Annotated in this window: 20 protein-coding genes; 6 read left to right on the forward strand and 14 right to left on the reverse strand. The window is 32.0% G+C overall.

Annotated elements, in window-relative coordinates:
* Positions 1-231 precede the first annotated feature (231 nt).
* The 5 genes from GTZ96_RS16180 to GTZ96_RS16200 form a co-directional block, all read right to left on the reverse strand.
* Positions 232-1,398: a hypothetical protein gene (locus GTZ96_RS16180; RefSeq protein ID WP_161644950.1), complete on the reverse strand. Its 1,167-nt coding sequence runs from the start codon at positions 1,396-1,398 to the stop codon at positions 232-234.
* Positions 1,399-1,537: 139 nt separating this feature from the next.
* A complete protein-coding gene (locus GTZ96_RS16185; RefSeq protein ID WP_161644951.1) occupies positions 1,538-1,888 on the reverse strand; it encodes a hypothetical protein in 351 nt (116 codons plus the stop codon).
* A 181-nt stretch (positions 1,889-2,069) separates the two neighbouring features.
* A complete protein-coding gene (locus GTZ96_RS16190; protein ID WP_161644952.1) occupies positions 2,070-2,492 on the reverse strand; it encodes a DoxX family protein in 423 nt (140 codons plus the stop codon).
* Positions 2,493-2,700: 208 nt separating this feature from the next.
* Positions 2,701-4,272 (reverse strand): S41 family peptidase, encoded by a 1,572-nt coding sequence (locus GTZ96_RS16195; protein WP_161644953.1) that lies wholly within the window; start codon positions 4,270-4,272, stop codon positions 2,701-2,703.
* On the reverse strand, positions 4,273-5,094 hold the full coding sequence (locus GTZ96_RS16200; protein ID WP_161644954.1) for a hypothetical protein: 822 nt from the start codon (positions 5,092-5,094) through the stop codon (positions 4,273-4,275). It lies immediately after the preceding gene.
* Positions 5,095-5,487: 393 nt separating this feature from the next.
* On the opposite strand from GTZ96_RS16200, the gene dnaK reads away from it, so the two are divergent.
* Positions 5,488-7,365, forward strand: a complete 1,878-nt coding sequence (dnaK, locus tag GTZ96_RS16205; RefSeq protein WP_161644955.1) for a molecular chaperone DnaK — start codon at positions 5,488-5,490, stop codon at positions 7,363-7,365.
* Positions 7,366-7,485: 120 nt separating this feature from the next.
* On the opposite strand, the gene GTZ96_RS16210 is transcribed toward dnaK, so the two are convergent.
* Positions 7,486-8,160: a hypothetical protein gene (locus GTZ96_RS16210; RefSeq protein ID WP_161644956.1), complete on the reverse strand. Its 675-nt coding sequence runs from the start codon at positions 8,158-8,160 to the stop codon at positions 7,486-7,488.
* Positions 8,161-8,315: 155 nt separating this feature from the next.
* Here GTZ96_RS16210 and corA point away from each other — a divergent pair, with 155 nt between their 5' ends.
* The 3 genes from corA (at position 8,316) to GTZ96_RS16225 (ending at position 12,871) form a co-directional block, all read left to right on the forward strand.
* Entirely contained in the window at positions 8,316-9,386 is a 1,071-nt protein-coding gene (gene corA, locus GTZ96_RS16215; RefSeq protein WP_161644957.1) for a magnesium/cobalt transporter CorA, read from the forward strand.
* Positions 9,387-9,461: 75 nt separating this feature from the next.
* On the forward strand, positions 9,462-11,555 hold the full coding sequence (gene pta / locus GTZ96_RS16220; RefSeq protein ID WP_161644958.1) for a phosphate acetyltransferase: 2,094 nt from the start codon (positions 9,462-9,464) through the stop codon (positions 11,553-11,555).
* Between the two features lie 131 nt (positions 11,556-11,686).
* A complete protein-coding gene (locus tag GTZ96_RS16225) occupies positions 11,687-12,871 on the forward strand; it encodes an acetate/propionate family kinase (RefSeq protein WP_161644959.1) in 1,185 nt (394 codons plus the stop codon).
* A 47-nt stretch (positions 12,872-12,918) separates the two neighbouring features.
* Here the strand turns inward: GTZ96_RS16225 and GTZ96_RS16230 are convergent, their stop codons facing one another.
* From GTZ96_RS16230 to GTZ96_RS16250, 5 genes are all read right to left on the reverse strand, one after another.
* Positions 12,919-14,010 carry an AI-2E family transporter gene (locus GTZ96_RS16230; RefSeq protein WP_161644960.1) on the reverse strand — a complete coding sequence of 364 codons (1,092 nt, stop codon included), beginning with the start codon at positions 14,008-14,010 and terminating at the stop codon, positions 12,919-12,921.
* Positions 14,011-14,102: 92 nt separating this feature from the next.
* On the reverse strand, positions 14,103-15,203 hold the full coding sequence (locus GTZ96_RS16235) for a PAS domain-containing sensor histidine kinase (protein WP_161644961.1): 1,101 nt from the start codon (positions 15,201-15,203) through the stop codon (positions 14,103-14,105).
* Positions 15,204-15,417: 214 nt separating this feature from the next.
* Positions 15,418-16,260 carry a hypothetical protein gene (locus GTZ96_RS16240; RefSeq protein ID WP_161644962.1) on the reverse strand — a complete coding sequence of 281 codons (843 nt, stop codon included), beginning with the start codon at positions 16,258-16,260 and terminating at the stop codon, positions 15,418-15,420.
* Positions 16,261-16,284: 24 nt separating this feature from the next.
* A complete protein-coding gene (kdsA, locus tag GTZ96_RS16245) occupies positions 16,285-17,103 on the reverse strand; it encodes a 3-deoxy-8-phosphooctulonate synthase (protein ID WP_161644963.1) in 819 nt (272 codons plus the stop codon).
* Positions 17,104-17,203: 100 nt separating this feature from the next.
* Positions 17,204-17,629, reverse strand: coding sequence for a 2-dehydro-3-deoxyphosphooctonate aldolase (locus GTZ96_RS16250; protein ID WP_161644977.1), 426 nt, complete (start codon positions 17,627-17,629; stop codon positions 17,204-17,206).
* Positions 17,630-17,913: 284 nt separating this feature from the next.
* On the opposite strand from GTZ96_RS16250, the gene GTZ96_RS16255 reads away from it, so the two are divergent.
* Both GTZ96_RS16255 and GTZ96_RS16260 read left to right on the forward strand, forming a co-directional pair.
* Positions 17,914-18,471: a YeeE/YedE family protein gene (locus GTZ96_RS16255; protein WP_161644964.1), complete on the forward strand. Its 558-nt coding sequence runs from the start codon at positions 17,914-17,916 to the stop codon at positions 18,469-18,471.
* A 3-nt stretch (positions 18,472-18,474) separates the two neighbouring features.
* Positions 18,475-18,888, forward strand: coding sequence for a DUF6691 family protein (locus GTZ96_RS16260; RefSeq protein ID WP_161644965.1), 414 nt, complete (start codon positions 18,475-18,477; stop codon positions 18,886-18,888).
* A 66-nt stretch (positions 18,889-18,954) separates the two neighbouring features.
* Here GTZ96_RS16260 and GTZ96_RS16265 read toward each other — a convergent pair whose 3' ends face one another.
* From GTZ96_RS16265 to GTZ96_RS16275, 3 genes are all read right to left on the reverse strand, one after another.
* Positions 18,955-19,230 carry an ATP-dependent Clp protease adaptor ClpS gene (locus GTZ96_RS16265; protein ID WP_161644966.1) on the reverse strand — a complete coding sequence of 92 codons (276 nt, stop codon included), beginning with the start codon at positions 19,228-19,230 and terminating at the stop codon, positions 18,955-18,957.
* 49 nt (positions 19,231-19,279) lie between these two features.
* Positions 19,280-20,113, reverse strand: a complete 834-nt coding sequence (gene prmA, locus GTZ96_RS16270) for a 50S ribosomal protein L11 methyltransferase (RefSeq protein WP_161644967.1) — start codon at positions 20,111-20,113, stop codon at positions 19,280-19,282.
* Between the two features lie 85 nt (positions 20,114-20,198).
* A complete protein-coding gene (locus GTZ96_RS16275; protein WP_161644968.1) occupies positions 20,199-20,999 on the reverse strand; it encodes a hypothetical protein in 801 nt (266 codons plus the stop codon).
* Between the last annotated feature and the right edge of the window lie 25 nt (positions 21,000-21,024).

Consider the following 21,024-nt stretch of genomic DNA (forward strand, 5'->3'; position numbering starts at 1 on the left):
TAAGCTTTGCAAGCTTCATCATTTGGCAATTCTTTTATAAAGTTTAGTATGCTTTGTCCTTCAAATACTTCCATAACGACTGTTTTTAAAGACATAAAAATACAGAAACTAAATGACTAACTCAATATATTTTAATGTCTATAGCTAATTATTCGAGCTAATTTCCATTTGCCATCAATTTCAAGTTTCCATATATGAATAACTTTATGATGCTTTACATAGGAGTAGCTGTTATAAGCCGTTTTTATATCTATTTTCTATTCTTTTTGAATTAACTTGTCTTAGTGGACTGTTTTCATTTAGGATAGTTTCAATTAATTGGTCATATACCCAATCTTTTTCTTCATAACCAAAATACATTCTAAAACTTTTTTCAATATTCTCATCTCGAAAAATTGTTACGCCAATACATTTTTTTGCTTTTTGTTCATATTTATGAGCCAAAGTAAAATTTGCAAGCGCATTTTTCCAAAACTTTGTATTTCCTGAAGTCAATGGAATAAATATAAATCCACAATCCGTTCTTGGAACATAAAATCTATAAGGAAGCACCAAATCAACTTCGTCGCATTTTTCAACAGTTTTTTTAAACCTAGCTTTAAATTCATAAATCTCTGTCCGATTTAATTTTGCTATTTCTTTAATTACGGGGTAATATTCTGTTTTATATTTTAACGGAGATAGGTCGTTTGTGATGTTATCCATTAAGTACTTAATGTCAAATTCTGCATTTGCATTTGGCAAGTTTTTTAGATTTTCTATGTATTTTGGATTATAGTGGTCGATCTCGGTTGTCTCTAAAAAATGTGCTAAAAAATATTGTTCAGATAAAGCATTACTTGTTACCGTATCTGCCAAATAAAATGATTCTCTAAATTCTAAATATTCATCTATTTCGGTCGGAGTCAATAAATAGCGACAAATCCAATAATAATCTTCTGAATGAAATAAATGAATTAAACCAACTTGTGAACTATTGTGAAATCTTTTTTGTCTCAAATCTTCTGGAAAAGATTCATTTGGAGTGTAAATTATAATTTTACGTACTTTCTCAGAATTTTTAGCTTCAGTTATATTTAGTTTGTGGCCTTTTTCATTTTCAATTATTATTTCTGGATATGAAGAAATATAACTTAGCGTAGATTTAATTTGCTTTACTGCCTTATTAATTATTTTATTCTGAAACCATTTTCTGTCGTCTGTTTCTGGCGCATCGTTTTTTCTGTCTTTAATTTGATAAATGAAAAACAATTCGTCAAGCCAAACTACGTTGTCAGCAAACTCCAATTTTTGGTTACTACTAAGTTCTTTAAAATCATTTTTACTGAATGTAAACTCTTTAAAAAACACATTTGAATTTATTTCAGAAACGATACTTTCAGATTTTGTTTTTTGCATAATCGTGTGGTAAAATGGCTTATAACTTGTATATACTACTGGCGTTGTCAGACTTATTACCCTTAAATTGGGTTGCTTTGTCTGTTAAACGTCAGAGTTTATTTTTTGCTAATATATAAATAAATCTTACAAAAATAGTCTAATTCACTGATTCCGAAATCCTAAAACCGCGTTCTTTACCCAAATACAGCGGATTACCATGTTTTTCAGACCAAAAACCATCTAACAGGTCTTTAGATAGACAACGATAAACCGCTACGCCTTTATAAGTTTCAGCATCTTCTCCTTGGTACTTAAAATTGATAACAAGAATATTATCTCTAAAAAATCCGGTTCCTGTTTGGAGTTGGTCATTATTAATAAGCCATTTTGCTTTGATTCTGTTGTTCGGGTCAAGAGTTAAAGAAAGTGTTCCTTTGTAGTTGTTTTCTTCGGCATCTTGATTGCTTCCTATAATTTGAAAGTTACCTGTCAGGTCTACGATATTCATTTTTATTTGAAATTTTATATAACAACTACAAGATTACCACTTTCTTGAGGAATAAAAAAAGGCAATATTTTTTAGGACTTTAATACTGTAAAATGAAAAAGCCCGATAAAACATCGAGCTTCCTTATGATAAAAACAACTGATTGCGGCTATATTTAGCGGTCTATATTAGTTTTTTATATTTATTTAGACATTTTAAAATAATAATCGGCAGAATTTTTTCCACTTCCATAAACTAAGAAAAATAAACAAACTGCCAAAGTAGCTAAGGCAAGAAATAAATTATCTGAGTGCATTTTGCCCATAAAATTGACTAAAATAGCTCCAAATAAAATAGGTAATTGAGCAATAATAGCCCATCGGGTAAGTAAACCGAAAGCAATCAATATTCCTCCAATCATGTGGGCAGGAGTAATGTAATGAACCAAAAACATTCCTCCTCCAATTCTGTCAATAGGAGAAATCAATTCAACCAAATATTGGATGTTAGTTATAAATTTAACTCCTTTTACGAATAGAAACACTCCCAGTGCAATTCGTAGTAAATCTAAGGTAAAATAAGTGTGCGCATTGGCCCATTTATTTAATTCTTTCACATTATTCATATTGCTGTATGTTTAAAATTGGTACTACTAAGGTAATGATTTTTAAAATAATAGCGAACTCCGGTTGCGTTAAAATCGATTGTAATTATAAAAAATAATAGCAATAGCAATTTCAAAAAACAATGGAGAAATCAATAATTAAGTTACAATAGTTTAAATATTGAGTAAAATTCAGATTAAATACTATTTGAAAATCTGGCAGAATTTATCACTGATTTTGGTTTAAAATCCAATCCAGTTCAGGGTCTTTTCCTTGAATTTGTTCTTCAAGAGTTGGTGTTATGGGAATATCCGGAAAAACACCATATCCAAACTCTTTGGTTTGATAATAGGGCGCAATATTCATAATCCCGATTCGGACTTTTAGTTTTGAATGCGGTAGGGTTACAACAGGCATAAATCCAGCTACGGTGCCGTTATAATCGCCTCCGGTTTCTTCGCCTACAAAAGTGGCTCTTTTTGATCCTTTTAAATTAGACGAAAGAATACTCGAAGCCGAAAAGCTCGCTCCGTTAATCAACACATAGATTTTACCTTTAAATGTTTTTTTGTTGATTTGCTTTGGTTGTGTTTCGGTATCAAAATAATTCTTGCCATCTTTATCCTTATGAACATTAACTAACAAATAGCCATACATTAAAGGGGAGAAAAGCGCTTTTATCACTTTTACAGGAACACTACCTTTGTTAAAATAGACACCATTAAACAAACTCGCTCTGGAAACGACTTCTGATTTTTTTAAGAATACAAAAGTCGAATCGGCGAGGTAGCTGTAGAGTTTGATGATTTCGTTCAATCGCCCGCCGCCATTATTCCGTATATCTATAATCAGGGTTTTAGTATTTCTTTTTTGAATTTCGGCAAAGCTTTCTTTGTAAAACTTTCTGAATTTTCCGCTTTTAAAACCTCTAATCTTTAGAGTGGCAATGCTACTGTCTTTAGATGAATAGCTCAGCTCTCTAATAAAACTATTGGTCGATTTTTCGAAACCGTTAATTCTTTTTTTTCTTTTTAAAGCCTGTTGTTTTGCTTTGTCAACCGGGACAGTTTTTTGAATCTTCTTTTTTGATTTTTTTTCAATGCTATCCAGCTTAAATCTTTTAATGGTGATGGTTTTGATACTGTCATTGGATTTAAAAACGTATTGAAGATTGTCTTTGATACCATATTCAGTGATGAAATTCGAAACAAATCGTCTGGCTGCAACTCGGTTTTTTAGAGTGGTATTAAAACCATCCGAACTGTAAAACCGATTGTATTCCCGGATGAGGTTTTGTGGTTGTATGCCGTTTACCGAAAGGACTTCGGTTCCTGCTTGTATCGTTTTGTTGTATGATTTATTCTTGATGACATACAGTTTGTCATTGTAAAAAGAAAAATCAAATTGTGAAAAAGGCCCAATTCCTTTTTTGAGAAGAGCCTTAGTTTCTTTTTTCAAAAATTGCTTTTCTGGTACCAAAACATAGCTGTGTCCCTGTCTTATTGAAGCAACAACAGTACTGATTTTTTTATAAAATTCGAGCGGAGTTAAGGGTTTGTCTATAGTAGTTTTGAGACTGTCAAATTGATAATCCAGACTTTCTTTACTAATGTAATAATCCAGTTTAGGATGGAGTTTTTGGAATTTTTTATGGGTGAAATCAATGTCTTGTTTGAGTTGGTTCACCCCAATTAACTGCTGTAAATGTTGGTTGTCTTTTTTTATAGTGCTGCATTGTGTAAAGAAAATAATAAAAAGAAACAGCAGTATTCTTTTTTTAAAAAAACGAATTGGTATCATTTATTTCTCTTTTTTCTCGAACATTTTATTAAATGCCTCTGCGGTTATTATTTGAAGCTCATTGGTTTTACAATTCCAAATAGAAGCATAATTTTTAGATAGTACAATATGATTTTTCCAATTTGCGAATTTTTCATAAAGCATCAACGTACAAATATCTGTAGCAGTGATAAAATCACCGGTTTCAGCTTGATGATTGTGCATGGTTTCTACATCGGTTTGATCTTTTTTGTATTGTATTGGAATTAAGTTTTTATGTAATGCTTTTCGGCTTATGAAATTATTGTTTTTATCAAAATTCAATACATAATCATTTCCTAATAAAACGACTCCATTTACATTGGGTCCTGTTAAAATGTAAACTTTTTTCTCTCCATTAGAAATCAACGGAATTAGATTTAGTTTACTATTGTTGTAATTTTTGATTAGAGTATCTTTTTGCAGTGCTTTTTTTGAGTTTTCTCTTAAGGTATAATAATCGAGTTCATTTTTAGTAAATGTTCTTTCTTCTATTAATGTTGTTGCCTTATTGACATCAAAAGTAGCATCAAAAGTAATGATTCCAATGACTTTTGGCTTTTCTTCTTTTGAAAAGAAAATACATTTTGATTTGTCATTTTCAGAATACGAAAAGTAACCTCCGATTTTTTCTTTAGCCGTATATTTTGCTAAAAAAATATCAGTCCCGTACCAGGAAGCCATTTCCGATTGGTATAATTTTTTTCCTTCTTCGATAATGGGCTGGGTTAGTTTGTCTGTTTTTGATTGACTAATACAACTTAATGTGGCAAGAAGTGAAATTAATATTTGTAGTTTTTTCATATTTTTTTCTTTCAAATATATTAAAATATTCTTACAAAATGTAAGAGAGGGTTTCTGTTCGTTTGAAATTTTTCGTACATAGTAGAGTATGGAATTGAAGGTTTTACCATAATTTAATGATTTTAATGGAAATGTAAATTGCAATTTCAAATATCAATGACAATAGCAAAGAGGAATAACGAATTCAAATTAGGAATATCAATCAGTATGACAGTCTGGTTTTTTGTTTTCGCAAGTCTGTCAGTCAGTTTAAAATGTCATATTGTCAGCTAATTTTACGACAGTTTAATATTTTATGACAATTTATATGGGGCTTTGATATTGGCACAAAGATTGACTTAAGCACGTTGAGTTATTAAAACGAGTATATAATAAAAATTAAATATATTAAAAATGGGTAAAATAATCGGAATTGATTTAGGTACGACCAACTCTTGTGTTTCTGTAATGGAAGGTAGTGAAGCAGTTGTTATTCCTAATGCAGAAGGAAAAAGAACAACGCCATCTATCATTGCTTTTGTAGAAGGTGGAGAAATTAAAGTGGGTGATCCTGCAAAAAGACAAGCGGTAACTAATCCAACTAAGACTATTGCTTCTATCAAACGTTTTATGGGACATTCATTTGCTGAAATCACTGAAGAAGCAAAAAGAGTTCCTTACAGTGTAGTAAAAGGAGACAACAATACGCCACGTGTGGATATTGACGGTCGTTTGTATACTGCTCAAGAATTGTCAGCTATGACTCTTCAAAAAATGAAAAAAACTGCTGAAGACTATTTAGGTCAAACTGTAACTGAAGCAGTTATTACTGTTCCTGCTTACTTTAACGATGCACAACGTCAAGCTACTAAAGAAGCTGGTGAAATTGCTGGTCTTAAAGTTATGCGTATCATCAATGAGCCTACTGCTGCTGCATTAGCTTACGGATTAGATAAAAAAGGAACTGATCAAAAAATTGCTGTTTACGATTTAGGTGGAGGTACTTTTGATATCTCTGTTCTTGAATTAGGAGACGGAGTTTTCGAAGTATTATCTACTGATGGAGATACTCACTTAGGAGGTGATGATTTTGACCACGAAATTATTGACTGGTTAGCTGACGAATTCAAAGCTGAAGAAGGTATTGACTTGCGTTTAGACCCAATGTCTTTACAACGTATTAAAGAAGCTGCTGAGAAAGCTAAAATTGAATTATCTGCTTCTGCTGAAACAGAAATCAACTTACCATACGTAACTGCTACGGCTTCAGGACCAAAACACTTAGTTAAAAAATTATCTAGAGCTAAATTTGAGCAATTAACTGATTCATTAGTTAAACGTTCTATGGCACCAGTTGCTAAAGCGTTGAAAAATGCTGGTTTATCAGTTTCTGATATCGACGAAGTTATCTTGGTAGGAGGTTCTACTCGTATTCCAAGAATCGTTGAAGAAGTGGAGAAATTCTTCGGTAAAAAAGCTTCTAAAGGAGTTAACCCTGATGAGGTTGTAGCTATTGGAGCTGCTATCCAAGGTGGTGTACTTTCTGGAGATGTAAAAGATGTATTGTTACTTGACGTTACACCTTTATCTTTAGGTATCGAAACTATGGGTGGTGTTATGACTATATTAATTGAGGCTAACACAACTATCCCAACTAAAAAATCTCAAGTATTCTCTACTGCTTCTGATTCTCAACCATCTGTTGAGCTTCACGTATTACAAGGAGCTAGAGCAATGGCTGTAGATAATAAAACTATCGGTCGTTTCCACTTAGACGGTATTCCACCAGCACCAAGAGGAGTTCCTCAAATCGAAGTTGCTTTTGATATCGATGCTAATGGTATCATCAAAGTAACTGCTACTGACAAAGGAACAGGTAAATCTCATGACATTCGTATCGAAGCTTCTTCTGGATTAACTTCTGAAGAAATCGAAAGAATGAAACAAGATGCTGAAGCTAATGCTGAATCTGACAAAATTGCAAGAGAAAGAGCTGAAAAAATAAATGAGGCTGATAGTACTATCTTCCAAACTGAAAGTCAATTGAAAGAATTGGGAGATAAAATTTCAGACGAGAACAAAACAGCTATCGAATTTGCTTTAACTGAACTTAGAATGGCTCACCAATCGCAAGATGTTGCTGCTATCCAAAAAGGTTTAGATAATGTAAATGCTGCTTGGAAAACTGCTACTGAAGCTATGTACGCTCAAGGAGAGCAAGGTCAAGCTGCTGCTGAACCACAAGCTGAAGGTGATAACGTTCAAGACGTAGATTACGAAGAAGTAAAATAAGCAGAGAACTAATTTTTTGAATAAAAAATTGTGTGAATCGCTTATCCCGATTTTTATCGGGATCTTTTGAAGAACATAAATAATGAAAAACCGAGCTAGAAATAGCTCGGTTTTTTTGTTTTAATTTTTATGAAAAAGACGATACCAAAAACTTCTTTTTACAGCAATAGCACCACCAACCACAAACGTTTGACAATTATCCCTTTCTAACTCTATAGCACCTAAATTGATTGATCTAAATACTGTAGTGTAATAATTAATGTACCCAGCTTTACTAATTAATATTCTATCGTTTTTATTTGCCTTTATGCAAAATTTTCCATCTGTATTGGGATGAAGTATTTGGTTTTTGTCATAGAGAAGAATATCTACTTCTTCAAAATTTGGATTTGTTTCTCCAAGAAAAATTTTCCCTTCAATTTCTATTTCTTCTTTCTCATTATTGGGTGGGGTATAAGTTGGTATTGTTTTTTGTTCTGTTTTAACTGATTCCTGAGCTTTTGCAGTTTGATTTCCCAACCCTAAAAAGGCAATCATTGACGCTGCTGCAATTACCCAAATTGATTTTTTTTCTTTGGGGATTATTAAATTTCGATTAATCTGAAAGTTATTGAAACGACCACATAGCTTATCATTTTTATTATAAGCCATAACAATTTCTCTGTCAGAAGACTTTGTAAAATCAATTACATTTTTTTGACAGCTACTGCAAAATCGGCCTTTTTCTGTTGGAGACATTTCCATCCAATTTTCGTGACAAGGTTCTGGAATTGAGATTTTTATTTTGTAATTCATTTTTCAACTTTTATTCTGTGAGAAAATTTAGCTGTAATAATCCTTATAAAGATAATTATTTTTCTATTTTCTCATTCAGAACCTTTGCTTTAAAGTGATAATTGTCATTTTCCATTCGGATTCTTTTTTGTAATATTACTGTAAATGATTTTTGAATGAGAAAAATAAAATATAAAAAGGCTAGAAAAGTACATCCAAATCAATTAGAGTACACGGGAAAACACAAGAAGCTGGAGTCAAAAATGCAGCTGTTTGTTTATGACGATTTGGATTTTACAGAATATCAGGATTTAGCTATTTCAGATTTTAGAGAATGTATCGATAATACAAAAACAAACTGGCTTAATTTGCATGGTTTAAGCGATATTAAAACAGTGGAGGGAATTGGGGAATTTTTTGATATAGATAGTTTTCTGCTTTCGGATATTTTAAATACCGCAAGAAGGACAAAAATGGAAGAATCAGCCAGTAGTTTGTTTTTTAATATAAAGTCGATATTGCCAACAGAAAACTCGGATAATATTAGTTCCGAGCAGATTAGTTTTTTGATAAAGGATGGTATTTTGATTTCTTTTCAGGAAAAAAGCAGTGATTTTTTTACCCATATTAGAGAAAGAATACGCACTCATTCGGGAGTTGTGAGAACTAAAAAGGCCGATTATTTGCTCTATCTTCTTTTAGACGCTGTTATGGAAAATTTCTATATCACTATTGAGGATGAGGAAGAAAAGGTTGAGGAATTAATTAATTTGTCTAAGAATAGTACTGATCCTGATATTTTGGTGCGAATTGAAAAACACAGGGATAATTTAAGTTTTTTAAAACGCTCGATTATTCCGCTTAGGGATTCATTATTTGGCATTAAAACATTAAAAGATGATGTTGTATGTAATGTAATTCAAATGGATTCCTATGTTTATTTTTCCCGATTGCATCAAAAAAGTTTAGAGCTTTTGGAACAAATTGAATCAGATATGGAAATGCTGGAAGGTGCTTCTAATTTCTTTTTTTCTGCTCAATCTCATAAGATGAACGAGATTATGAAAACGCTAACGATAGTGTCGGCAATATTTATTCCATTGACCTTTATTGTTGGGGTTTACGGGATGAATTTTGACTACATGCCCGAATTAAGATATGAAAATGGGTATTATACCGTCATTGGTATAATGATTTTGATAGGGATTTTAATGATTTTTTATTTTAAAAAGAGAAAGTGGTTTTGATAACAAGGATTAGTTGTGTTTTATTAGAATTGTAAGAGGAATTGAAAGAATAAAATAAGTGTAAAAAATTATAAAATGAACAAAGCCATTTATATCGCAACTTCAGAAAGTAATAGCGGGAAATCGATTATTACGCTTGGATTAATGAGTATGCTTATTGGTAAAACTGCCAAAGTAGGTTATTTTAGACCTATTATTGAAGATTTTGAAGATGGAAAATTAGACAATCATATCGAAACGGTAATATCGCATTTTGGTTTGGATATCCGCTTTGAAGATGCTTTTGCTATCACCAAAAGTCAGTTAATCAAAAAGAAGAATAAAGGGAAAATAGGCGATGTTTTAGATTTAATTATTGAAAAATTCAAACATTTAGAAGAGCGTTTTGATTTTGTTTTGGTTGAAGGAACCAGTTTCAGTGGTGAAGGAACAGCAATCGAATTAGATATGAATGTTCTTATTGCTAAGAATTTAGGAATTCCGGCTATAATTGTTGGTTCTGGAGTTGGGAAAACACTCGAAGAATTTTTGGATGGGGAATATCTTGCTTATGATTCTTTTAAAAATAAAGAGGTAGAAGTTTTAGCTTTTATTGCGAATAAAATCCAACCGGAAAATTTAAAATTAGCAGAAGATGGTTTGCGAAGTGTTTTGCCTAAAGAAGTTTTGGTGAGCGCTATTCCTGTTATTTCAAGTTTGAATAATCCTACGGTTAAAGAAATAGTGGAGGAATTGGATGCTAAAATTCTTTTTGGTAAGGATTTTATCAATAATGAAGTAGGAAGTTTTAGTGTGGGTGCTATGCAATTGCGAAATTATTTATTGCATCTGAAAGAGAATGCGTTGGTAATAACTCCTGGGGATAGAGCTGATATTATTTTGGGAGCTTTACAGGCCAATGAGTCGGTTAATTACCCTTCGGTTTCCGGGATAGTTTTGACAGGAAATATTCTGCCTGAAGACAGTATTTTGAAGCTAATTGAAGGTTTGAATGGAGTTGTGCCAATTATTGCAGTAGAAGGTGGTACTTATAGAATAACCAATAAGATAGGTTCGATACAATCTAAAATTTATGCCGAGAATATTCATAAAATAGAAACCTCAATAAGCACCTTTGAAAAGTATGTGGATCTGGATGATTTGTCCGATAAATTAAGTGCTTTTGAAGCCGAAGGAATGACACCAAAAATGTTTCAGTACAATTTGGTGAAAAGAGCCAAACAACATCGAAAACACGTTGTATTACCGGAAGGAAATGATGATAGAATAATTATTGCGACCTCTCGATTATTAGCGATGGATGTAGTTGATATTTCGATTATTGGAAATAAAAAACAAATAGAAAATAAAGTAGCCGAATTAGGAATTGCTTTTGATTTTTCGAAAGTGAATATTATTAACCCCATAACATCACCTTATTATGATGATTATGTAAATACCTATTACGAACTTCGAAAAAACAAGAATGTTTCTATGGCTATGGCCAAAGATTTAATGGAAGATGTATCTTATTTTGGAACAATGATGGTGTATAAGGGTCATGCGGACGGAATGGTTTCGGGAGCGGCACATACTACACAACATACTATTTTGCCAGCTTTACAATTCATTAAAACCAAACCCAATTCGAGTGTGGTTTCGTCAATATTTTTCATGTGTTTGGAAGACAGGGTTTCTATTTTTGGAGATTGTGCTATAAATCCAAATCCTACTGCTGAACAATTGGCTGAAATTGCGATTTCGTCTGCCGATTCCAGTTTGGCTTTTGGAATAGAACCTAAAGTGGCTATGTTGTCTTATTCTTCGGGTTCGTCAGGAAAAGGAGATGAAGTTGAAAAAGTGCGAACAGCAACTGAAATTGTAAAGAAAAAACGTCCCGATTTAAAAATTGAAGGTCCTATTCAGTACGATGCGGCTGTTGATATGGAGGTAGGAAAAAGCAAAATGCCCAACTCAGAAGTGGCAGGGCAGGCGAGTGTGCTTATTTTTCCCGATTTGAATACAGGAAACAATACTTATAAGGCAGTTCAGAGAGAAACGGGAGCATTAGCCATTGGGCCAATGTTGCAAGGTTTAAACAAGCCTGTAAACGATTTAAGCCGTGGTTGTACTGTAGATGATATTATTAACACAGTCGTGATTACAGCGATTCAAGCGCAGGGGCTTTAGTGGTTATGAGTTTTCAGTTATGAGTTTGAAAAAAAATCAATAAATAAAACTAATTTTTTTAAGTATTAAAAACAGATCAATTCAGTCTCCCTCTCCTTTGGAGAGGGTTGGGGAGAGGAAAAAAATAGAAAATGAAAATAGTTATTATAAATTCAGGAAGTTCATCTATAAAATACCAATTAATTGACATGCCTACAAAGGAAGTAATTTGTAGTGGTATGATTGATAGAATAGGTTTAGAAACTTCAAATTTAACGTATAAAACCAATAAGGATTCATTGGAAGAAATGCTACCGATTCCGAATCATAAAATAGGATTGGAAAAAATAGCTCAATTGTTATTAGATGAAACTATTGGTGTAATTAAAAGTACGCAAGATATTGATGCAGTTGGGCATAGGGTAGTTCATGGGGGAGCTAGTTTTTCGGATACAGTGATGATTGATGACGAAGTAAAAGAAAAGATAAAACAACTTTTTGAATTGGCACCTTTACATAATCCGGCTAATTTAGAAGGAATAATTGTTGCCGAGGAAGTTTTTTCTTCTGCTAAACAAGTGGCTGTTTTTGATACTGCTTTTCATCAAACTATGCCCGAAGTGGCTTATCGATATGCTATTCCAAATTACTTATTGACCGAAAATAAAATTAGAGCATACGGTTTTCATGGAACATCTCATAAATATGTTTCGGAAAAAGCAATTGGTTTTTTAGAGAAAAGCGACAAAATCATTACGATTCATTTGGGAAATGGTTGTAGCATTACAGCAGTAAAAGACGGAAAAAGTATCGATCACAGTATGGGATTTGGTCCTATGAACGGATTGGTAATGGGGACACGAAGTGGAGATATCGATCAGTCGGTCATTTTTTATATGGTCAATACTTTAGGCTATAAATTAAGCGAAGTAAATACGGTATTGCAAAAACAAAGCGGAATGCTGGGACTTACCGGCCATAGTGATTTAAGAGATATTCAGGCTAATGCCGAAAAAGGAGATGCTAATTGTCAGTTGGCTCTTGATATGAATGTGTATCGCATTAAAAAATACATTGGTTCTTATGCGGCAGTTTTAAACGGAATTGATGCCATTATTTTTACGGCAGGAATAGGCGAGAACTCTGCTTATATCAGGAAATCGGTATGTGCCGACATGCAGTTTTTAGGATTGGAATTAGACGAAACTAAAAATGAAACCCGTTCAAGTGACATTCGCGAAATAAATACTCAAAATTCTAAGACTAAAATTTTAGTGGTGCCAACCAATGAAGAATTAGAAATAGCCAATCAGGTTTATGATTTGATTTTTGCCTAGAATTAGTCTTATTGTTTTAATGAATTAGCTCCTCGATAGGAGCTTTTTTATTTTGTCTTTTCTTCTTTAAGTTTGCCCTCACCTAATAAAATTGAAATCGCTTTTAAGCTTTCGGTTCGGTCAGCAATAAGTTTGATGACACTTGTGAACGGAATAAATAGTATCATACCGGCAGCACCCCATAAAATGCCTCCTAATGTAATCATGATAATAATGACTAGGGTGTTTATTTTTAAACGACTTCCAACAACATAAGGGAATATTATATAAGCTTCTAAAATTTGTACGATTGCAAAAACGGTAATAACCCCAATTGGATACCAAATAGAGTCATAGGTAATCCATGAAATAGCAATTGGTAAAAGTGCTGATATCATAATACCGATATAGGGAATAAATGTGAGTATGGCGGCAACGAACCCAAACATAAAAGGATGAGGAATACCAATAATCAAAAGACCAATGCTGTTAAGAAATCCAACAATAATATAAACCAGCAACATTCCTTTTATAAAATCATGATAGGCGTGTATTGTTTCTATAAGAATTTCACGGATTGCTTCTTTTTGGTTCGAAGGGAAAAAGTGAAATAAAGCTTTTGCAAACATCTGACGATGAAAAAGAATAAGTGCTGAAAAAACGGGGATAATGATAATGTAAAATGCAGTTTGAGAAAAAGAATAAAATGTGCTTTTAATAATATCTATGGCTTGATTTTCGGAGTGGTTTAGTATGTTCTGGAAAAAGGAAGTTTGTTCGGTATTTGTAATATTGAAATATTGCGAAATAAAAACACTGATTTGATTTATAGTTTCTAGTAATTTTATCTTAAAAGGTTCCCATTCCATAGCAAATTCTTTGATTTGTAAAATGAGTAAACACAAGACGCTTGCTAGTATAAAAAAAACGATTGTCAATGAGAATACTATTGCTATAGCATGGTTAATCCCTTTTTTTTCTAACCATTTGCAAACAGGATACAAGATAAAACTGATGAGTAATGCAAAAAAAAGAGGAATAAAAAGTAGTTTTCCAAAATAAAGAACCAAAGATATCAAAACAAAATACTGAAGAAACTCAATACCAGAGATTTTCCTTTTTGTATTGATTGTTGTTGGGATTTTGGGGATAGGAATCATCTTTTTAAAAATTATATAGTTAATTTTTCTTTGTTTGTACCTCCTTTAAATCTTTATTAGTGAAATTGATCTTGTTTATAATGGTTTTTTATTTAATCGTTGAATGTTATTGTAAATTTAGCTCCTTTGTTAGCTTCGCTTTCAAGGGAAATACGACCTCCAAGATTGGTAATATAATTGTAAACTAAATACAGTCCTATACCGTTGCTGTCAATGTGTTCGTTAAATGTTTGATGCAATCCAAAAACTTTGTCTTTCACTTTATCGAGATCAAATCCTATTCCGTTGTCTTTAATGATTAATTGAGTAGTGTTGCCTCGTTTTTCGGATAGAATGGATATGTTAGGCAAAATATCTGATTTTGAATATTTTATAGCATTAGTAATCAAATTTAAAAAAATACTTTTTAAATAAGCTTTGTTGAAATTAACTTTGTTCGTTTTAGAAAAATCGATATTAATTGTAGCCTTCGAATTTTGTATTAATGAGTTAATAGAAGTTAAAACTTCATTTAATGAATTATTCAAATCAATTTCTTCTAATTGGTAATCATTCTGATTTTTAGTATTTAAAACTCGAATGTATTGGTTTAGATTTTCTTTTAAGGTATCTGTGGTGTTTTTTAAAATATTAATGAATTCTATGGTTTCCTTACTTTGGATATTTTCAATATCCATAAGTTCAAAAATAGCAAGCATATTATTAACAGGTGATCTTAAATCGTGTGCCGTTGAATAACTGAGTTGTTTGAACTCGTTGTTGATTTCAGTAAGTTTTTTGAGATGTAATGTTCTTTCTAATTCTAATTCTTTTTTATGAGTAATATTTTTAGCTACCGCATAGATTAATTTTTCTTCTTCAACTGGTATTGAGGTCCATAAAAGCCAAACTATATGTCCACTTTTAGTTAGGTATCTGTTTTCGAAACTAAATAAAGGAATTTTATTTTTGAGTTCGTTTCGAGCTAAACTTGTTTTTTCTTTATCAGTTTTGTAAACAAAATCATTAATAGGTCTTGCAAGTAATTCTTCATTTGAATATTCTAAAAGTTTAGAAACCGAAGGGTTTATCCTTTTAAAATAACCGTCATATCCAGCAATGCAAAATAAGTCCTGTGATAAGTCAAAAAACTTTTCAAAATTGTTAAAAACATCAAAGTTCTGAGCAACGTCATTTTCTCTATTTTTTGTCATAATTATTTACTAAAATAAATAGTATATAAAATAATAAAATAGGTTTTTAAAAAGACTTGGGGGAGTTTTTTTAATAAAAATAAGCATTTAAAGCCACTAAAACACTCATAAATAGATTAAATTACATTAGGAGGGTAAAAGTGTTTGATTTTATAAAAAGAGCCTTATAAATTAATAAGGCTCTTTTTATAAATATCTAAGAATTGGTCAAATTTTATATTTTAAATATTCCTCCAAAAGCAATGATTCTTTGAAGAAAAAAGAAATCTTGAAATGCGCTGTCGTCAGTACTTTTAGTAGTGCGAATATCTTGCATATTGATATAGCCGCCTTTTAATTCGCCTTGAACATAAAAGTGTTTAAAGAAGGTGAAATTTAAGCCTGCTTTTACCGAAGTTCCATATCCTGAAACATGAAAATCATCGTGACGTTCTTTGCCTAATAACATGGTATTTGTTTTAGGATATAAGAGACCTAAACCAAGACCTTCAGTCAAATTAATTTGAACTTTATCAGTATTAGGAAGTCCTAACCAAGATGAAATATCATCAAAACGAGAAACTTCAGTGTGTACATAATTTAAACCGTCGGTATGCTCGTAGGTTAAAAAAGTCTCATCCGAAAAATTAACTGGGGTATTGTTATAAAGACCATTATGAACCGCTCCATCAATATGACCCGTAACATTTGCTGTTTGGTCTTGCGTCATTACATATTTCATGTGATCTACTCCAATAGTAACACTATAATGATCACTAAAAAAATAACCTAAACGGAAATTTGTTTGAGGAATTGTCATTCGCCCAGGATTAATATAATCAACATGCCATCCTTTTGGTTTGTCATGAGCGGTCATATTATCGACAGTAAAGTTGTAATCTTTACCTCTAAAAGTCACATCTGATTTGGTATAACTTTCTCTGTTACCACCCCATGAAATAAAGAATTTTCCTTTATTGTGGGCAGTGTATTTGTCTTGTAATTTTATTTCTTCTTGAGCACTAAGGCAGTTTGTGAATAAGAATGCTACAAATGCAGCAGTAAATAAATTTTTCACGGAATGATTTTTAAAGTTTAAAAATTAGAATGTATTAATGGTTTTTCTAATAGCGACAAGTTTAGTCATTAGATCTTCAAAATAATCTAAGTGTAACATATTTGCTCCGTCACTTTTAGCATTTGCCGGATCAAAGTGTGTTTCGATAAAAATTCCATCAACACCTACGGCAATTCCAGCTTTGGCAACGGTTTCAATCATATCAGGACGACCACCAGTTACTCCAGCTGTTTGGTTGGGTTGTTGTAATGAATGTGTAACGTCAAGTACTGTTGAAGCATATTGTTGCATAGTAGGAATTCCTCTAAAATCAACAATCATATCCTGGTAACCAAACATAGTTCCACGATCAGTAACCATTACGTTTTGATTGTTACAATCCAATACTTTTTGTACCGCATGTTTCATGCTTTCAGGACTCATGAATTGTCCTTTTTTCAAGTTGACTACTTTTCCAGTATTGGCTGCAGCCACAACTAAATCAGTTTGACGCACTAAAAAGGCAGGAATTTGTAAAATATCTACATATTGAGCTGCCATGTCCGCATCTTCATTAGTATGAATATCGGTTACAGTAGGAACATGAAAAGTTTCAGATACTTTTCTTAAAATTTTTAATGCTTTTTCATCGCCAATTCCTGAAAAGCTATCAATTCTTGAGCGATTTGCTTTTTTGAACGAACCTTTAAAAACGTAAGGAATTTGTAGTTTATCAGTAATGCCAACAATTTTTTCAGCAATACGCATTGCCATTTCTTCTCCTTCGATGGCGCAAGGTCCTGAAAGTAAAAAGAAATTACCACTTTCAGTATGCTTAATTTGGGGGATATTTTGTATGTTCATAGGTGATTTTTAATGATTGCAAAGGTAGTTATGATTTTTGATTTAGAAGATTTTAATAGGCTATTAAATTATAGCTAAAAGCAAATATTCTACTGTATTGTTATTCTTTTTTTCGGATACTTAATCCCATTGGGCACATTAATACGCCTTTTTCATAGATGTTGAGATATAAAACAACCGGTTTTTTTTGACCATCCCAATGAATTTCGTAACTATTTAGAAATCCAGCTCCCATGGCACTTCTTTTAGTTGGAAAAGGACAACAGGTTTCTAATTTAATATAGCTAATTTTTTCTCCCTTAGGTCCAGCCAAAGCATTCAAAAAACGTTCTTCGTTTAATTGCTCATTGTTAGTGTTGTAATAAAAAAGATTGATTGGATAATCTTTATTATAGCCGTATTTTTTGTTTTTGCTATATTCGGTAATTGTAAAAGTATTGTCTGTAGTTAGTTTAAGAACAGGAGCATTATCATCTACATTCTTCAAGGTGGATTTAGTACTAATACAAGAATTGCTTAAGAACATTAAGGCTATTGCAATAATTATTTTTTTAGAGATTATAAAGAGTGCTAGCTTTTTATTTTTTTGTATTTGCTTACGTAAATTGGTTATTAATTGTGATTTCATAAAATTGAATTATTTTTGAAATGTTTGGTTCATTTAATTATCACACAAAGATATTGAGAACTTCAAATTTTGAGCTACTAATTTGCTTTTTTTTGAAGGAAGAAGGCTAATTTTATCGAATGTAACATTTCTCACATTCAATTGAAAATTTACTATTTAACTTTACATAAAAATAAATAAGTATGGAATTAATTTATCATACCTGGTCATGGTATATTTCGGGTTTTATAATTGGCTTAGTGATGCTTAGTTTGATTTATTTTGGAAAATCATTTGGAATGTCTTCCAATTTAAGAACCTTATGCAGTATAGCTGGAGCTGGAAAAAAAGTAACTTTTTTTAATTTTGATTGGAAATCACAGCGTTGGAATCTTGCTGTAGTAGCTGGAGCTATGTTAGGTGGTTTTGTGGCTACTCATTATTTGAGCGATGCTTCTAATGTGTCTATAAATCCTAAAACAATAGCGCAGCTTCAAATGATGGATATTGATGCTCCACAGGGAAAATTAATGCCAGACACCCTGTTTTCGAATGATGTTTTTGAATCTCCTAAGTCAATCTTGATTTTGATTATTGGTGGAATATTAATTGGTTTTGGATCCCGTTATGCCGGTGGTTGTACTTCAGGACACGCTATTTCGGGATTGAGCAATTTGCAACTTCCTTCTTTAAAAGCAGTAATTGGATTTTTTATAGGCGGATTAATTATGGCTCATTTTATTTTACCTTTAATTGTATAAGTTATGAAATTAGTAAAATTTATTTTGGTTGGATTTATTTTCGGAATTGTATTGACCAAATCAGAAGCGGTTTCCTGGTATAGAATTTATGAAATGTTTCAATTTCAATCGTTTCACATGTACGGGATTATTATGGTTGCTGTTTTGACAGGAATAATCGGAATCCAAATTATAAAAAAATATAATTTAAAGGACAGTTCAGGAACTCCAATCCGTATCGCTGATAAAGTACCCGGAACTTTTCGTTATCTTGTAGGCGGAGTGATTTTTGGATTAGGATGGGCTTTAGCAGGTTCTTGTCCAGGACCAATATTCATATTAATAGGAGCAGGTTTTACAAGTGTTATTTTAGTGCTTCTTGGAGCTTTGATAGGAACTTTTTTATACGGAGTTATCAAAGATAAGTTGCCTCATTAATAATATTCCATAAAAAAAGCATTCGCCGCGACGAATGCTTTTTTATGGGTAAATTTTGTAGTTTAATTAGATTATTTCTGCGCTTAAACCGGCTTCTAAAAGCTGTGTGCATTGCGGTTTTAATTTTGTAATTGGTCCTGTTTTAACGGTACATTTTCCATTATGATGAACAATTAACGAACATTGTTCTGCTTGTTCAGCTGTATGTTCGCAAACGCGCATTAAGGTTTCAATTACATGGTCAAAAGTATTTACATCATCATTATAAACAATAATTTCGTTGTTTTTAGCTGTGACTTCTTGTACGCTTACTCTTTCTCTAATTTTTTCTTTAGTACTCATTGTATTCTTTTTTTTTTTGTACTTTAATTATTTGATAATAAACAGAATACTAATTTACGTATTTTAGTGAAACCCAGTTGTTTCTTTCGAATTTTTTAACATAAGTTAAGCCTTTTTCAGTACAAGAAGCATCAATAAAAGGAATATCTTCAGTATAAAAACCACTTAACAGTAAAGTTCCTTTTGGATTTAGGCAATCAACATAGGTTTGCATGTCATTCAATAAAATGTTTCTATTGATATTAGCAATAATCAAATCGTATTTTTTGCCTTTTAATAAAGAAGCATCTCCTTCATAAACGCTGATATTTTTGCAATTGTTACGCTCGGCATTTTCAATAGAATTCAAATAACACCAGTTGTCAATATCGATGGCATCAATAGGTTGAGCACCTTTCATTTCGGCAAGAATCGCAAGAATTGCAGTTCCGCAACCCATATCTAGGGTTTTCATTCCGGTAACATCTATTTCTAACAAATGTTGGATCATCATGTGAGTAGTTTCATGATGGCCTGTTCCAAAACTCATTTTTGGCTCAATCAAAATGTCAAATTCAGCATCCGTTTTTGGGTGAAATGGGGCTCTTACGTGACATCTTCCATCTACATCAATAGGCTCAAAATTCTTTTCCCATTCTTCATTCCAGTTTACCTGATCAATTTCTTCGTAGCTATAATCAATTTCAAATTCTTCTGAGTGAAGTATATTTACGTTTTCAAGAATCATTTCGTCCCATAAATCTTTTTGAACGAAAGCTGAAATTCCTTTTTCAGTTTCAGTAAAACTCTCGAATGCGAGTTCGCCTAATTCGGCAATTAAAATTTCAGAACCCAGTTCTTTTGGTTCAATGCTAAAATGGTAGGCGATATAAATATTTGACATATTGATTTTTTTTGGCAAAGGTAAGTAAATATTTCAGGTATTTTTTAAGCTGAGAATTATTAGCAAGCATTAAAAAAAGACCTTTTTATATGAAATCAATAAGTATCTTTCTAAGATCATGAATTGGTTTTAGTGAAATTTCTGTTCCGCTTTCCCCATTAGTCGAATAATCGAATGGATTATCCAAATCTTTAATCAATAGAAACATATAAGCAATTAAGAAGGTTACGACTAATGTAAAAAACAGCGAAGCATAAAAGGGTTCTATTTTGATAATCAAAAGACTGGATCCTATTAGAAATCCCATAGCTTCCAGAATAGTATAAGCTGAACCAACAAAGTTAGTGTCTCTTATAGTATCAATTCTTAGAATCATTTTTCGAAGATTGTTTTGCTCATTTTTCATTTTGATGATATAACCGGCTTGAATTCCTTCTTTGTCAAGTTCGATGAAAAAATGATTCATATCACTTATTTTTTTCAAAATAACTTTCGTTTTTTCTTTTTTGTAAAACCAATCCACAAGAGAATTAGAAAACATTTTCTGAAACTCTATAAATTCAAGAGCCGTTAAGGTATTTTTAGTTTTGTAAATGGTGTAAGTATCATCAGCTAATGATTTCATAGATGCTGAAATTTCGCTGGGTAATTTTTCACTTTCTTTATAATCGGATAATACACCACTAATCAGAAATCCTATCAGGAATATGGTACCGGCGACTAAACTGGTGAAAAGTGCATTTAATTCAAGTACTTCCCATCCAAAATTATGAGAAAGTATTTTTAGTATGGCCAATAGAATGATTAAAGGAGTTATTCGGATTGCAATGGACCATTTCTGCCAAATTTTCTTGGCTGATTTGTTGATTAGTTCTTTAGATTCCATGAGTTTTTTAATTCTGTCTTTCTGC

The organism is Flavobacterium undicola (assembly GCF_009909155.2).
GTDB classification, from domain to species: Bacteria; Bacteroidota; Bacteroidia; order Flavobacteriales; family Flavobacteriaceae; genus Flavobacterium; species Flavobacterium undicola.